This window comes from Mycobacterium simiae (assembly GCF_010727605.1).
GTDB lineage: Bacteria > Actinomycetota > Actinomycetes > Mycobacteriales > Mycobacteriaceae > Mycobacterium > Mycobacterium simiae.
On the sequence record NZ_AP022568.1, the window covers coordinates 4221897 to 4236806 of the forward strand.

A 14910-nucleotide genomic window follows, 5' to 3' on the forward strand; every position below is an offset into this window, starting at 1 on the left:
TTCTCCGGGAGGCCGCAACGGCCGTCCATCCGTCGCTAGGAGGTTGTTATGACGACATCGGTGATCGTTGCTGGAGCCCGGACGCCGATAGGCAAGCTAATGGGTTCGCTGAAGGATTTCAGCGCCACCGATTTGGGTGCCATTGCCATCAAGGCCGCCCTGGAAAAGGCCTTCCCGAACACCGAGTCGCCGGCGTCGTTGGTCGAGTACGTGATCATGGGGCAGGTGCTGACCGCCGGTGCGGGTCAGATGCCGGCTCGCCAGGCAGCCGTCGCGGCCGGGATCGGCTGGGACGTTCCGGCGCTGACCATCAACAAGATGTGCCTGTCCGGTATCGACGCGATCGCGCTTGCTGACCAGCTGATTCGAGCGGGGGAGTTCGATGTCGTGGTGGCCGGCGGTCAAGAGTCCATGACGAAGGCGCCCCATTTGCTGATGGACAGCCGGGCCGGCTACAAGTACGGCGACGTGACGGTGCTCGACCACATGGCCTACGACGGGCTGCACGACGTGTTCACCGACCAGCCGATGGGCGCATTGACCGAGCAGCGCAACGACGTCGACAAGTTCACCCGCCAGGAGCAGGACGAATACGCCGCCCAGTCGCATCAGAAGGCGGCCGCGGCGTGGAAGGACGGCGTCTTCGCCGACGAGGTGGTGCCGGTGAACATCCCGCAGCGCAAAGGCGATCCGTTGCAGTTCAGCGAGGACGAGGGCATCCGGGCAAACACCACCGCCGACTCGTTGGCGAGCCTCAAACCCGCGTTCCGCAAGGACGGCACTATCACCGCGGGCTCCGCATCCCAGATCTCCGACGGGGCAGCGGCGGTCGTCGTGATGAACAAGGCCAAGGCCCAGGAGCTGGGGCTGTCTTGGCTCGCCGAAATCGGTGCGCACGGCGTCGTCGCCGGGCCGGATTCGACGCTGCAGTCGCAGCCCGCCAACGCAATCAAGAAGGCCCTCGGGCGCGAGCGCATCTCGGTCGATCAGCTCGACGTGGTGGAGATCAACGAGGCGTTCGCGGCGGTGGCATTGGCCTCGACCCGCGAACTCGGCGTCGACCCGGGAATCGTCAACGTCAACGGTGGCGCGATCGCGGTCGGCCACCCCATCGGCATGTCGGGCGCCCGAATCACGCTGCATGTGGCCCTGGAACTCGCCCGCCGCGGCACGGGGTACGGAGTGGCGGCGCTGTGCGGGGCCGGCGGTCAAGGCGACGCGCTGATCCTGCGGGCCGGTTAACCACTTCTGACCACCGGTCAGCGTTGCTGGGATGACGTCTGCCGGGCGCGTTGTGATTTTGCTCTCAGGAGCCGTGCGATGCCCGTCTTGGCGACTCATTTGCGCTTCCGGCGATGCCGGAGCGGGGTGGCTCCCCGGTTGGCACGCATGACAGACTTGTCGTTGTGACGCGTCCGAGATCTTCGATTGGTCCCGCACTGGCCGGAGCGGTCGACCTGTCCGGTCTTAAGCAACGAGCTCAGCAGAGCGCCTCCCCGGGTGGCGCCTCGGGGGCACCAGGGCCAGGGGGCACAGAGGTCAACGAGGCCAACTTCGAAGCCGAAGTGCTGATCCGCTCCGACGAGGTACCCGTGGTGGTGGCTCTGTGGTCGCCGCGCAGCGAGGCCTGTGTGCAGTTGGTCGACACGTTGTCCACACTTGCCGCCGAAGACGGCGGTAAGTGGTCGTTGGCGACAGTTAACGTCGATGTCGCGCCCAGGGTGGCACAGATTTTCGGGGTCGAGGCGGTCCCCACCGTCGTGGCGCTGGCCGCCGGCCAGCCCCTGTCCAGCTTCCAAGGCGTGCAGCCGGCCGACCAGTTGCGCCGCTGGCTGGACCAGCTGTTGTCGGCGACAGCCGGAAAGCTCAAGGGCGCAATGGGTTCCGAGGACGACGCGGAGGTGGCCCCCGAGTTGGCGCACGCACGCGAGCAGCTCGAGGCCGGAGACTTCGATGCGGCCAAGCAGTCCTACCAGGCGTGGCTGACCGCTAATCCAGACAGCGTCGAGGCGAAGGCCGCCATCCGGCAGATCGACTTTCTCGTCCGCGCCACCGCGCATCGCCGTGACGCCGTGGCCGTCGCGGATGCTGCCCCAGGCGACATCGAGGCGGCCTTCGCGGCGGCCGATGTGCAGATCCTCAGCCAGGATGTGACCGCAGCGTTCGACCGGCTGATCTCCTTGGTGCGCACCACTTTCGGGGATGATCGCACTCGAGTACGGACCCGCTTGATCGAGTTGTTCGAGTTGTTCGATCCCGCCGACCCCGAGGTCGTGGCCGGTCGGCGCAAACTCGCCAACGCGCTCTACTGAGGCGAGTCGGGCTCCAGCCAGAGGGCCGAGTTGGGCGGCAGCACCAGCAACGCCGACGCGGGACGCCCATGCCAGGGGTCCTCGGTGGCGTCCACCCCGCCGAGGTTGCCGATCCCGGAGCCGTTGTAATCCGTCGCGTCGGTGTTGAGCACCTCGCGCCAGCGGCCCGCGCTGGGCAGACCGAGTCGGTAGCCGCTGTGTTCAGATCCCGCGAAATTGAACACGCACGCCATGACGGACCCGTCTTTGCCGTACCGCAAAAAACTCAGCACGTTGTTGCCGGAGTCGTTGGCGTCGATCCAGGAATAACCGTCGGGGGTGGTGTCCTGGCTCCACAGCGCCGGGCGGCTGCGATAGATCGAGTTGATGTCGCGCACGAACCGCAACACACCGTTGGAGAAGCCTTGCTCGTCGAGCTGCCACCAATCCAGGCCGCGTTCCTCCGACCACTCGGCCCGCTGCCCGAATTCCTGTCCCATGAACAGCAATTGCTTGCCGGGGTGGGCCCACTGGTAGGCGAGCAGGCTGCGTAGGCCGGCGGCCTTCACGTGATTGTTGCCCGGCATGCGGCCCCACAGCGTGCCCTTGCCGTGTACCACCTCGTCATGGCTGATCGGCAGCACGTAGTTCTCGCTGAACGCATACAGCATGGAGAACGTCATCTCGTGGTGGTGATAGCTGCGGTAGATCGGGTCGCGGCTGATGTAGTCGAGCGTGTCGTGCATCCAGCCCATGTTCCACTTCATCGAAAAGCCCAGACCGCCAAGGCTTGTCGGCCGCGTCACACCGGGCCAGGAGGTCGATTCCTCGGCGATGGTGACGATGCCCGGGGCCGCCTTGTGCGCGGTGGCGTTCAACTCCTGCAGGAATTGCACCGCTTCGAGGTTTTCCCGGCCGCCGTAGATGTTGGGTGTCCAGCCACCCTCGGGTCGCGAATAGTCCAGGTACAGCATGGACGCCACCGCGTCCACCCGCAGACCGTCGACGTGGAACTCCTCGAGCCAGAACAACGCGTTGGCCACCAGGAAGTTGCGGACTTCTCGTCGGCCGAAGTCGAAAACATAGGTGCCCCAGTCGAGTTGCTCGCCGCGCTTGGGGTCGGAGTGTTCGTAGAGCGGGGTGCCGTCGAACCGGCCCAGCGCCCACGCGTCCTTGGGGAAATGCGCGGGTACCCAGTCGACGATGACGCCGATGCCGGCCCGGTGCAGCGCATCGACGAGTGCCCGGAATTCGTCGGGCGTGCCGAACCGTGACGTCGGCGCATAGTACGAAGTGACCTGGTAGCCCCACGAGCCGGCGAACGGGTGCTCGGCGACCGGCAGTAGCTCCACGTGAGTGAAGCCCTGCTCGACAACATAATCCGTTAGTTCCTCGGCCAGTTGGCGATAATTGAGGCCGGGGCGCCACGAACCGAGATGGACCTCGTAGGTGCTCATCGGTTCGAAGACCGGATTGGTCTGGGCGCGCCGAGTCATCCACTCGTCGTCGGTCCAGGTGTACGAACTCCTGGTGACCCGTGATGCGGTGTGCGGCGGCACCTCGGTGGCGAAGGCCATCGGGTCCGCCCGTTCGGTGACGACATCGTCGGCGCCGTGTACACGGAACTTGTACAGGCCGTCCTCGGGGAACCCGGGCCAAAACAGCTCCCACACCCCGGTCGAGCCCAACACCCGCATCGGCGCCTCGGTACCGGTCCAGCCGTTGAACTCGCCAATCAGGTTGACGCCCTTGGCGTTGGGCGCCCACACCGCGAACGACACGCCGTTGACCACGCCGTCAGCCGTGGTGAACGAACGATGATGAGCGCCAAGCACTTCCCAGAGGCGCTCGTGGCGTCCCTCGGAGAACAGGTGAAGGTCGATCTCGCCCAGCGTGGGCAGGAAGCGGTACGGATCTGCGGTGACGTGCGCACCGGAGCCGTAGTCCAGTCGCAGTCGGTAGTCGATCAGATTCGTGAAGGGCAGCGCCACGGCGAACAACCCCGACTCGACATGCTGCAACGGGAATTCGTCGTCCCCGACGAGCGCGATTACCTCGCGAGCGTGTGGACGGTAGACACGGATGACGGTGTGGTCGTCATATTCGTGCGCGCCCAGCACGCTGTGCGGGTTGTGGTGGGTGCCCGAGAGCAGGCGCGCTAGATCACCGGGGTCGGGCGCCAAGTGTGTTTGTTCGGTGTGGCTGTCGGTTCGACTCATGCTTGCTTCCCCTTTCGGGCCCTCTTACCTCCTGCGCAGCAACGTGTCTCGAGACTCCTGCGGGATGAGAGGCATGTTGATGATGTGGGCGACCGCCTGTCCGGGGTCGAGGCGGATGTAATTTGACTGCCCCCACTGAAATTCCTGGCCCGTAATCTCATCGCGCACCCAAAATCGCTCATAGGGCTCCATACCCAATGCCGCCATGTCTAACCACAGCGTCGCTTCCTCGGGCCCGAACGCGTTCAGCGTCACCACCACCAGCACGCAGTCCCCGGTGGCCGGATCGAACTTGCTGTAAGCCAGCAGCGCGTCATTGTCGACGTCGTGGAAGTGGATGGTGCGCAGCTGTTGCAGCGCGGGATGTACCCGACGAATCAGGTTGAGCTGCTTGATGAACGGCTCGAGTGACCTGCCCTCTGCGAGGGCACCCGCGAAATCGCGCGGGCGGAGTTCGTACTTCTCCGAGTCGAGGTATTCCTCGCTGCCCTCCCGTACCGCGCGGTGCTCGAACAGCTCGTAGCCCGAGTAAACACCCCAGGCCGGCCCCATCGTCGCGGCGAGCACCGCACGAATGGCGAACATTCCGGGGCCGTTGTGCTGCAGGATCGCGTGCAAGATGTCCGGGGTGTTCACAAACAGGTTTGGGCGCCGAAAGTCGGCGAGGGCGGCGATGTCGTTGCCGAACTCGGTGAGCTCCCACTTGGCGGTGCGCCAGGTGAAGTAGCTGTACGACTGGGTGAAACCGAGCTTGGCCAGGCCGTACTGGCGCGCTGGCGGAGTGAACGCCTCGGACAGAAAGAGTACGTCGGGGTCGATGTCCTTGACCTGGCCGATCAGCCACGCCCAGAAGTTGGGCGGCTTGGTGTGGGGATTGTCCACCCGAAAGAACTTGACGCCGTGGTCAATCCAGTGCCGGACGACCCGCAGCACTTCGTCGTACAGGCCGGCCGGATCGTTGTCGAAGTTGAGCGGATAAATGTCCTGATATTTCTTCGGCGGGTTCTCCGCATAGGCGATGGTGCCGTCCGGCAACTCGGTGAACCACTCCCGATGGTCGCGCGCCCACGGGTGATCCGGGGCGCACTGCAGCGCCAGGTCCAACGCGACCTCCAGCCCCAGCTCGCGCGCGGCGGTCACGAAGTTGTCGAAGTCGTCGATGGTGCCGAGCTCCGGGTGAACGGCGTCGTGGCCGCCCTCGTCACTGCCGATCGCCCAGGGCGACCCCACGTCTCCGGGCGCAGCGGTAGGGGAGTTGTTGCGTCCCTTGCGGTGCACCTTGCCGATCGGATGGATCGGAGGGAGGTACACCACGTCGAATCCCATGTCGGCGATGCGCGGAAGCTGCGCCGCGGCCGTCGCGAAGGTGCCGTGCACCGGTTTGCCGTCGGCGTCCCAGCCGCCGGTTGATCGCGGAAACAGCTCATACCAGGCGCCGAAGCGGGCCAGCGGTCGGTCGACCCACACTCCGTGCTGCGCGCCGCGGGTGACGATGTCGCGCAGCGGGTAGGCGGCCAGCAACTCCTCGATGTCCGGTGCCAGCGCCAGCGCGGTCCGCGTCACCGGATCTCCGGGCTCCCGCAACGCCGCGGCTGCCGCCAGCAGGGGCTCACGGCTGGTCCGCGGCACCCCGGTCGCGGCGCGTTCGAACAGATCCGCGCCCACCAGCAGGTCGTTGCTGAGTTCCTTTTCGCCCTGACCGGCATCCAATTTGGCGACCAGGCCGTGCCGCCAGGTGTGAATCGGGTCGCCCCAGCCGTCCACCCGAAAGCTCCACAGCCCGACGCGGTCGGGGGTGAACTGTCCGTGAAAGACGTAGGGCTCCAGGCCCATCGTCATCGGCAGTTGCAGCGGTTTGACCCGTTCGGTCGACTTCGGCTCGGGCGGGGACGCCAGCTTTTCGGGCGCCTGCACCGCGGTGATGCGCTGGATGTCGGTGACCTGCGGATAGCGCGGACCCAGGTAGCGAACCACCAGCGTGGCCGCGACGGCATCGTGCCCTTCGCGCCATACTGCGGCTCGTACCGGCACCGTTTCGCCTACCACCGCCTTAGCGGGGTACGCGCCGCAGGAGACTACGGGCTGGACGTCATCGATCTCGACACGACCGGGCACCACCACTCCGTTCCGTCCGATTATGTGTGGGCAAACCGCGGATAGTGCTGCAGGCGGCGTGCCTTTCGTCTGGAGAAACTTCGTCTCGTGGGGAAATTCCTGTAGGGGCGAAGCGTCTTTGCGGCCCCGATATCTACCCGTACCCACCCTAGTGGCCGGTCACACTCAACCGATGGCGAACGGTCGACGCCGGATGCGAGCTCAGCGATCCGCAGTAAGGTAGTCATGCGTGAAAGCCCTCCGTCGCTTTACCGTCCGTGCCCACCTGCCGGAACGGCTCGCCGCACTCGACCAGTTGTCCATCAATCTGCGATGGTCTTGGGACAAGCCGACGCAGGACCTGTTCGCCAGCATCGATCCCGATTTGTGGGCGAATTGCGGCAACGATCCGGTGGCGCTGCTGGGAGCGGTCAATCCCGCTCGCCTCGACGAGCTGGCAATCGACGACGACTTCCTGCGCTGGCTCGACGAATTGTCCGCCGACCTCAACGACTATCTGAGCCGTCCGCGGTGGTACCAGCAACAGCAGCAGGCCGGCGCCGCGCTGCCGACCGGAATCGCGTACTTCTCGATGGAGTTCGGCGTGGCCGAGGTGCTGCCCAACTATTCGGGCGGCCTGGGCATCCTGGCCGGTGACCACCTCAAGTCGGCGTCCGATCTGGGCGTGCCGCTGATCGCGGTCGGGCTTTACTACCGGTCCGGCTACTTTCGGCAATCGCTTACCGCGGAAGGCTGGCAGAACGAGACCTATCCCGCGCTGGACCCGCAGGGGCTGCCGCTGCGGCTGCTCACCAACGCCGCCGGGGCGCCCGCGTTGGTGGAGCTGACGTTGCCCGACTCGTCGCGCCTGTCGGCGCGGATTTGGGTCGCCCAAGTGGGGCGGGTTCCGCTGCTGTTGCTGGATTCCGATGTCCCAGAGAACGAACACGACCTGCGCAGCGTCACCGACCGGTTGTACGGCGGTGACCAGGAACACCGGATGCGGCAGGAGATCTTGGCCGGCATCGGCGGGGTGCGGGCGATTCGCGCGTTTACCGCCATCGAAGGCCTGCCGGACCCCGAGGTGTTCCACATGAACGAGGGGCACGCTGGGTTCCTCGGCCTGGAACGCGTCCGGGAGCTGATCACCAACACGGACCTGGATTTCGAGACCGCCCTGACCGTGGTGCGGTCCAGCACGGTATTCACCACCCACACCCCGGTGCCGGCCGGCATCGACCGTTTCCCGGTCGACATGGTGCGGCTCTACTTCGACGACCATCTGGGCGAGGACCCCGCGGAGCGGATGCCGGCGTTGCTGCCGGGCCTGCCGATCGAACGGGTGCTCGCGCTCGGCGCCGAGGATGATCCGACCAAATTCAACATGGCGCACATGGGACTGCGGCTGGCGCAACGGGCGAACGGTGTTTCGCTGCTGCACGGCCGGGTGAGTCGAGCCATGTTCAACGAGCTGTGGCCGGGATTCGACCGCGCCGAGGTGCCCATCGGTTCGATCACCAACGGCGTGCACGCGCGAACCTGGGCGGCGCCGCAGTGGTTGCAGCTGGGTCGCGAGCTGGTCGGACCGGACGACGCGGCGTTCAGCGATCCCGGTGTGTGGCTGCGCCTGCGCGAGGTCGACGCCCGGCATCTGTGGGCGATCCGATCACAGCTGCGCTCGCTCCTGGTCGACGACGTTCGGCGCCGGTTGCGCCGCTCATGGCTCGAACGTGGCGCATCGGAAGCTGAATTGGGTTGGATTGCAACGGCATTCGACCCCAACGTGCTGACCGTCGGGTTTGCGCGCCGGGTGCCGACGTACAAGCGATTGACGTTGATGCTCACTGACCCGGCCCGCCTGGAACAACTGCTCCTGGATGAGGAACGGCCCATCCAGCTGATCGTGGCCGGGAAGTCACACCCCGCCGACGACGGCGGCAAAGCCTTGATCCAGCAGGTGGTGCGATTCGCGGACCGGCCCGAGGTCCGCCACCGCATCGCGTTCCTGCCCGACTACGACATGTCCATGGCCCGGCTGCTGTATTGGGGTTGCGACGTTTGGCTCAACAACCCGCTGCGGCCGCTGGAGGCCTGTGGCACGTCGGGAATGAAGAGCGCACTCAATGGTGGGCTGAACCTATCCATCCGCGACGGCTGGTGGGACGAGTGGTACGACGGCGAAAACGGTTGGGCCATACCGTCGGCCGACGGCGTCAGCGACGAGGCCCGGCGCGACGAGCTGGAGTCCAGCGCCCTGTACGGCCTGCTCGAGCAGGCGGTCGCACCGAAGTTCTATGAGCGCAACGAACAGGGCGTGCCACCCCGCTGGATCGAAATGGTGCGCCACACGCTGCAGACGCTCGGGCCGAAGGTGCTGGCCTCCCGGATGGTGCGCGACTACGTCGAGCAGTACTACGCGCCGGCGGCCCAATCCCTGCGTACCACCATTGCCGACGCGGGCGACGGTCCGTTCTCGGCGGCGCGCGAGCTCGCCGCCTACCGGCGGCGCGCCGAACGGGCATGGCCCAACGTGCAGATCACCGACGTCGATTCCACGGGGCTGCCCGATACCCCGGTGCTCGGCTCCAAGCTCACCCTGACGGCCACTGTGCAACTGGACGGATTGGCGCCCGACGAGGTCACGGTGGAGGCCGTGGTCGGCAAGGTCGATGCCGGCGACGCCCTGATCGACCCGGTCACCGTCGAAATGTCGTACACGGGCGCCGCCGACGGCGGCAATCAGGTCTTCTCGACGACGACCTCCCTGCCGGTCGCCGGCGCGGTCGGATACACCGTGCGGGTACTGCCGAATCACCCGATGCTGGCCGCACCCAACGAACTCGGGCTGGTCACCCTCGCCCGGTAGGTCAGGCCGTCACCTCGTCGGGTGCGGTCCGCAGCCGCTGCAGCGCGCCCCGGACCTGCGCGGCGTCGGTGGTCTGCCAGAACGGCGGCAGCGACGCGCGCAGGTAGCCGCCGTAGCCGGCGGTGACCATCCGCGAGTCCAGCACCGCCACCACGCCGCGGTCGGTCACCCGGCGCAGCAGCCTCCCCGACCCTTGGGCCAGCAACAGCGCCGCATGGCTGGCCGCGACGGCCATGAAACCGTTGCCCCCGCGCGCCGCCACCGCGCGTGACCGCGCACCCAACAGCGGGTCGTCGGGCCGCGGGAAGGGGATCCGGTCGATCAGCACCAGCGACAGCGACGGGCCGGGCACGTCGACGCCCTGCCACAGCGACAGTGTGCCGAACAGCGAGGTCTCCGGGTCGTCGCTGAACTGCTCCACTAACGCCGAGGTGCTGTCGTCGCCCTGACACAGCACCGGCGTGGACAGCCGCTCGCGCATGGCCTCGGCCGCGGCCCGCGCAGCGCGCATCGACGAGAACAGCCCCAGCGTGCGGCCGCCGGCCGCGGTGATCAATTCGGCGATCTCGGTCAGCTGCTCGGCCGACCCGGTCCCGTCGCGGCCCGGCGGGGGAAGATGCGCGGCCACGTACAAGATTCCCGCCTTGGCGTGCTGGAAGGGCGAACCGACGTCGAGCCCGCGCCAGGACGGGTACTCGATGGTGTCGTCCGGTCCGGTCAGGCCCCAGGCCGTGGCCATCGCGTCGAACGATCCACCAACCGTCAGGGTGGCCGAGGTCAACACGGTCGTGGACCGCGAGAACACGTGGTGGCGCAGCAGGCCGGCCACGGTCAGCGGCGCCACCCGCAGCACGGGCCGCGGCGAACCTCGATTGTCCTCATGCTCGAGCCAGACCACGTCGGTGCGATCGGGGATGGCGGGCCCGAACGACGTCAGCATCCGCGACGCCGTGTCGGTGATTTCGGTAAGGGCCGCAATGGCTTCCGCGCGTGCAGCGGCCGCCTTGGCGTCGCTGGTGGTGTCGACGTCGGAGCGCGCCGCGCTGGCCACGTCGCGCAGCGCGGTCAGGTAGGTCGCCATTTCGTCGTCGAGCCGATCGATGCGCCCGGGTGCGGCGTCGTGGATGGCCGCGGCGAAGTTGGCGGTCGTCGCTTCCAGTCGCGTGACGAGCTCCGGATTCACCAGCCGGGTGATGCGCCGGGTGGCGACACCCAAGCTCGCCGCCGTCAACTCCGCGGTGGCCACCGAGGTCACCCGGTCGACCAACTCGTGCGCCTCGTCGACAACCAGTAGCGAATGTTCGGGCAGCACCGTCGACTCGGCGACGGCATCGATGGCCAGCAGGGCGTGATTGGTCACGACGATATCGGCGACACCGGCCCGGCTGCGGGCTCGCTCGGAGAAGCACTCCGAGCCGAACGGGCAGCGGGAGACGCCCAGGCATTCCCGCGCGGACACGCTGACCTGCGCCCAGGACCGCTCTGGCACACCGGGTTTGAGGTCGTCGCGGTCGCCCGAGTCGGTGGTCGAGGCCCAGGCCGTGAGCCGTTGCACGTCGCGGCCCAATGCGCTGGCGGCCATCGGATTGAAGAGCTCCTCCTGTGGGCGATCGCCGTCGATATCCGGGTCGGCACCGGCGCCGTTGTGGATCTTGTTCAAGCACACATAGTTTCGTCGTCCCTTGAGCAACGCGAAGCGCGGCCGGCGCGGCAGCGCATCGGCAAGCGAATCGGCCAACCGCGGCAGGTCTCGGTCGACGAGTTGGCGCTGCAAGGCGATCGTTGCCGTCGATACCACCACCGGCGACTCGTCGGTGATCGCGTGCACGATCGCGGGGATCAGGTACGCCAACGACTTGCCGGTTCCGGTGCCGGCCTGGACGGCGAGGTGCTCACCGGTTTCGAACGCGCGCGCGACCGCGGCGGCCATCTCCTGCTGGCCGCGGCGTTCGCTGCCACCGAGCGCCGCGACCGCTATGGCCAGCAGCTCGGGCACGGGCTTGAGATCCGCGTCGGTCGCGTCCGGCGTGATGACTCCTTGATTCGGCCTGGATTCGGCTGGATGTCGGGTGGTTCCAAGTTAGTCGAATCGAGGCATCAGACCGGGATATGGACGGTCGGAATCGCGGGCTCGCCGTGCGCCAGTTTCAGCCCCTCCCACGGAAGGGCGTGCAGCCCGGCGGCCACCAGCTCCCGCGCGGCGGTCAGCGCCGCGTGGCCCGTCTCGGTCACGACTTCGCCGTCGCGGACCAGCGGTGTGGTGAGCACCCGCGACGGTTCGCTGGTCGGCGGCGGCCGGCCGGCCGGGTGCACCACCTCCTCGGTGATCGTGCCGGTGGGTCGGGACAGCCGCAGCGCCTCTTTGTGACCGCCCTGAGACTCCTTGTGGCTGCTGCGCTTCTGCACCGGGATGCCGTCGACTTCCACCAGCTTGTACACCATGCCCGCGGTCGGGGCGCCCGACCCGGTCACCACGGCGGTGCCGGCGCCGTAACTGTCCACCGGCTCGGCGCGCAGCGCGGCGATGGAAAATTCGTCGAGGTCGCCGGAGACCACGATGCGGGTGCCGGTGGCGCCCAGCCGGTCGAGTTGTTCACGCACTTGACGGGCCAGCACGCCGAGCTCGCCGGAATCCAGCCGCACCGCTCCCAGCGTCACCCCTGCGGCCGCCACCGCGTTGGACACACCGATCGTCACGTCGTAGGTGTCCACCAGCAGCGTGGTCCCCACACCGAACGCGTCGACCTGCGCCCGAAACGCGGCCAGTTCGTCGGGTCCATCGTCACCGGTGTGCAGCATGGTGAAGGCGTGTGCGGCGGTGCCTTCGGCCGGCACTCGATAGCGTCGCTGTGCCTCGAGGTTGGATGACGCGGCGAAGCCGGCGATATAGGCCGCGCGGGCCGCGGCGACGGCGGCGCGTTCGTGGGTCCGCCGCGAGCCCATCTCGATCAGCGGTCGTCCGTCGGCCGCACTGACCATGCGTGCCGCAGCCGACGCGATGGCCGAGTCGTGATTGAAGATCGACAACGCCAGCGTTTCGAGCACCACACATTCGGCAAAGCTGCCACGCACCGTCAGCACCGGAGAACCCGGGAAATACAGCTCGCCCTCGGCGTAGCCGTCGATATCGCCGCGGAACCGAAAGTCGCGCAGAAAACGAACCGTGTCGGGATCCAGAAAACGGGCCAGCAACTGGCCGGCCGCGTCGTCGAACCTGAACTGCGGCAACGCTTCCAGCAAACGTCCGGTTCCCGCCACCACGCCATAGCGCCGGCCTTCGGGAAGCCGTCGCGCGAAGAGTTCGAACGTGGTCCGGCGTTCGGCGGTGCCGTCGCGCAGCGCCGCGGCCAGCATCGTCAACTCGTACTTGTCGGTCAACAGCCCCACGAACGCCGGCTCGTCCATTCCGCAACGGTAACGTCTGGGGGTGCACCACCGATCTCTCGCTATCCTGGAGTTCATGGCTGTTGCGTCAGCACCCACCAAACCCGGGACGACCGGGCAACGTGAGTCCTCTCCGGTAGAGGTCACGGCCAGTCCGTGGGTCACCGTCGTCTGGGACGACCCGGTCAATTTGATGACCTATGTGACATATGTCTTCCAGAAGCTGTTCGGCTACAGCGAGCCGCACGCCACCAAATTGATGCTGCAGGTGCACAACGAAGGCAAGGCGGTGGTGTCGGCCGGAAGCCGGGAATCGATGGAGGCCGACGTATCCAAGCTGCATGCCGCCGGTCTCTGGGCGACCTTGCAGCAAGACCGATGAGGTTTGAGGACACCGGGAAGTCTTGTGCGCAAATGGAAACGGGTCGACACGGCCGACGGCCCGCGTTTCCGTTCTGCGTTGGCCCCGCATGAGGCAGACCTGCTGAACAATCTCGTCACCGCGATGATCGGTTTGCTCGACGAGCGCGAATCCTCTTCGCCGACAGATGAACTCGAAGAGATCACCGGAATGAAGACCGGAAACTCCGAGCCGCCAACCGACCCGACACTGCGTCGGCTGCTGCCCGATTTCTCTCGACCCGAGGATGTCGCCGGCTCGGGGACCGAACTGCCCGAAGGTCTCAACGCCGCACTGCGCAACCTGCACGAACCGAAGATCATCGACGCCAAACGCAATGCGGCACAAGAACTATTGGACACCGTGCCAGGAAGCGGCGGCCGATTCGAGCTGACCGAAGACCAGGCGAACGCCTGGGTGTCGTCGGTCAACGACATTCGGCTGGCACTAGGCGTCATGCTGGACATCGGTCCGGACGGACCGGAACGACTGCCCGACGATCATCCGATGGCCACCCACTTCGACGTATACCAGTGGCTGACCGTGCTGCAGGAGTATCTGGTCTTGGCGTTGATGAATAAGCCCGTCGGATGACCGCGCTCACCGACGTCGGCGGCATCCGGGTCGGCCACTACCAGCGGCTGGATCCCGAGGCGGCGCTGGGCGCCGGATGGGCGACCGGGGTCACCGTCGTGCTGGCACCGCCGGGCACCGTCGGCGCGGTGGATTGCCGCGGCGGCGCGCCCGGCACCCGCGAGACCGATGTGCTCGACCCCGCCAATACGGTGCGGTACATCGACGCGGTGGTGCTCGCCGGCGGCAGCGCCTACGGGCTGGCGGCCGCCGACGGCGTTATGCGCTGGCTGGAGGAGCACGAGCACGGCCTGGCGATGAACGGGGGCGTGGTGCCCATCGTGCCGGCCGCGGTGATTTTCGACCTGCCGGTGGGCGGCTGGGATTGCCGACCGACCGCGGAGTTCGGTTACGCGGCCTGTGAGACCGCTGGCACTGAGGTGGCAGTCGGCACGGTCGGCGTGGGGGTGGGAGCGCGCGCCGGCGTGCTCAAGGGCGGCGTCGGGACGTCGTCGACCACCCTGCCCACGGGTGTCACCGTCGGCGCCGTCGTCGCGGTGAACTGCGTCGGCGACGTCGTCGACTCGACCACCGGTCTGCCGTGGATGACGGACTTGGTGGGGGAGTTCGGATTGACGCCGCCGCCGCGCGATCAGATCGACGCCCTCGGGCAGCTGCGGCGAGACCCGCAACCCCTCAACACCACCATCGCGGTGGTGGCCACCGATGCGGCGCTGAGCGCCCCGGCGTGCCGGCGGGTGGCGATCGCCGGGCACGACGGGCTGGCGCGTGCCATCCGGCCCGCGCACACTCCGCTGGACGGCGACACGATCTTCGCGCTGTCCACCGGCGCCGTCGAGGTACCACCGCCGGCGGACCTCCCTGCCGGGATGTCCCCGGAGACCCGACTGGTCGCTGACGTGGGCGCCGCCGCCGCCGACTGTCTGGCACGAGCCACACTGGCCGGCGTGCTGGCGGCCGAGTCGATCGCCGGCATACCGACCTACCGGGGCGCGGTGCCCGGCGCGTTCGGGCGGGGAAGCGGCTGACGTGCTGGTGATCCGAGCCGATCTGGTCGACGCC

General features: G+C 67.4%; 10 protein-coding genes. 6 read left to right on the forward strand and 4 right to left on the reverse strand.

Features of this window, described 5'->3' with window-relative positions; translation table 11 throughout:
• Nucleotides 1-48: 48 nt before the first annotated feature.
• Both G6N33_RS19805 and G6N33_RS19810 read left to right on the forward strand, forming a co-directional pair.
• A complete protein-coding gene (locus G6N33_RS19805) occupies nucleotides 49-1242 on the forward strand; it encodes an acetyl-CoA C-acetyltransferase (protein WP_044507330.1) in 1194 nt (397 codons plus the stop codon).
• Nucleotides 1243-1406: 164 nt separating this feature from the next.
• Complete coding sequence (locus G6N33_RS19810) at nucleotides 1407-2312, forward strand: tetratricopeptide repeat protein (protein WP_044507328.1); 906 nt, start codon at nucleotides 1407-1409, stop codon at nucleotides 2310-2312.
• On the opposite strand, the gene glgB is transcribed toward G6N33_RS19810, so the two are convergent.
• Entirely contained in the window at nucleotides 2306-4510 is a 2205-nt protein-coding gene (gene glgB / locus G6N33_RS19815; RefSeq protein ID WP_044507326.1) for a 1,4-alpha-glucan branching protein GlgB, read from the reverse strand. The genes G6N33_RS19810 and glgB overlap by 7 nt on opposite strands.
• Before the next feature lie 24 nt (nucleotides 4511-4534).
• A complete protein-coding gene (locus tag G6N33_RS19820) occupies nucleotides 4535-6625 on the reverse strand; it encodes an alpha-1,4-glucan--maltose-1-phosphate maltosyltransferase (RefSeq protein WP_231382439.1) in 2091 nt (696 codons plus the stop codon).
• 229 nt (nucleotides 6626-6854) lie between these two features.
• Between G6N33_RS19820 and glgP the strand changes: the two genes are divergently transcribed.
• A complete protein-coding gene (gene glgP, locus G6N33_RS19825) occupies nucleotides 6855-9470 on the forward strand; it encodes an alpha-glucan family phosphorylase (RefSeq protein WP_044507323.1) in 2616 nt (871 codons plus the stop codon).
• 1 nt (nucleotide 9471) lies between these two features.
• On the opposite strand, the gene G6N33_RS19830 is transcribed toward glgP, so the two are convergent.
• Both G6N33_RS19830 and G6N33_RS19835 read right to left on the reverse strand, forming a co-directional pair.
• Complete coding sequence (locus tag G6N33_RS19830) at nucleotides 9472-11466, reverse strand: ATP-dependent DNA helicase (protein ID WP_044507321.1); 1995 nt, start codon at nucleotides 11464-11466, stop codon at nucleotides 9472-9474.
• A gap of 101 nt (nucleotides 11467-11567) precedes the next feature.
• Entirely contained in the window at nucleotides 11568-12875 is a 1308-nt protein-coding gene (locus G6N33_RS19835; RefSeq protein ID WP_101528548.1) for a nicotinate phosphoribosyltransferase, read from the reverse strand.
• A 55-nt stretch (nucleotides 12876-12930) separates the two neighbouring features.
• Here G6N33_RS19835 and clpS point away from each other — a divergent pair, with 55 nt between their 5' ends.
• Genes clpS through G6N33_RS19850 form a run of 3 tightly spaced genes read left to right on the forward strand, consistent with a single transcriptional unit; the run spans nucleotide 12931 to nucleotide 14876 of the window.
• Nucleotides 12931-13236 carry an ATP-dependent Clp protease adapter ClpS gene (gene clpS / locus G6N33_RS19840; RefSeq protein ID WP_044507316.1) on the forward strand — a complete coding sequence of 102 codons (306 nt, stop codon included), beginning with the start codon at nucleotides 12931-12933 and terminating at the stop codon, nucleotides 13234-13236.
• A 24-nt stretch (nucleotides 13237-13260) separates the two neighbouring features.
• The gene (gene aosR, locus G6N33_RS19845) at nucleotides 13261-13848 is read left to right on the forward strand and encodes an oxidative stress transcriptional regulator AosR (RefSeq protein WP_044507314.1); all 588 of its coding nucleotides are present in this window, start codon (nucleotides 13261-13263) and stop codon (nucleotides 13846-13848) included.
• Nucleotides 13845-14876: a P1 family peptidase gene (locus G6N33_RS19850; RefSeq protein ID WP_044507311.1), complete on the forward strand. Its 1032-nt coding sequence runs from the start codon at nucleotides 13845-13847 to the stop codon at nucleotides 14874-14876. Before aosR ends, G6N33_RS19850 begins: the two co-directional genes overlap by 4 nt.
• Nucleotides 14877-14910 lie beyond the last annotated feature (34 nt).

Bases quoted from the DNA above. Each gene is read 5' to 3' on its own strand.
- G6N33_RS19850 (WP_044507311.1), top strand. From the start codon at position 13,845: ATGACCGCGCTCACCGACGTCGGCGGCATCCGGGTCGGCCACTACCAG.
- G6N33_RS19835 (WP_101528548.1), bottom strand. From the start codon at position 12,875: ATGGACGAGCCGGCGTTCGTGGGGCTGTTGACCGACAAGTACGAGTTG.
- clpS (WP_044507316.1), top strand. From the start codon at position 12,931: ATGGCTGTTGCGTCAGCACCCACCAAACCCGGGACGACCGGGCAACGT.
- G6N33_RS19805 (WP_044507330.1), top strand. From the start codon at position 49: ATGACGACATCGGTGATCGTTGCTGGAGCCCGGACGCCGATAGGCAAG.
- glgB (WP_044507326.1), bottom strand. From the start codon at position 4,510: ATGAGTCGAACCGACAGCCACACCGAACAAACACACTTGGCGCCCGAC.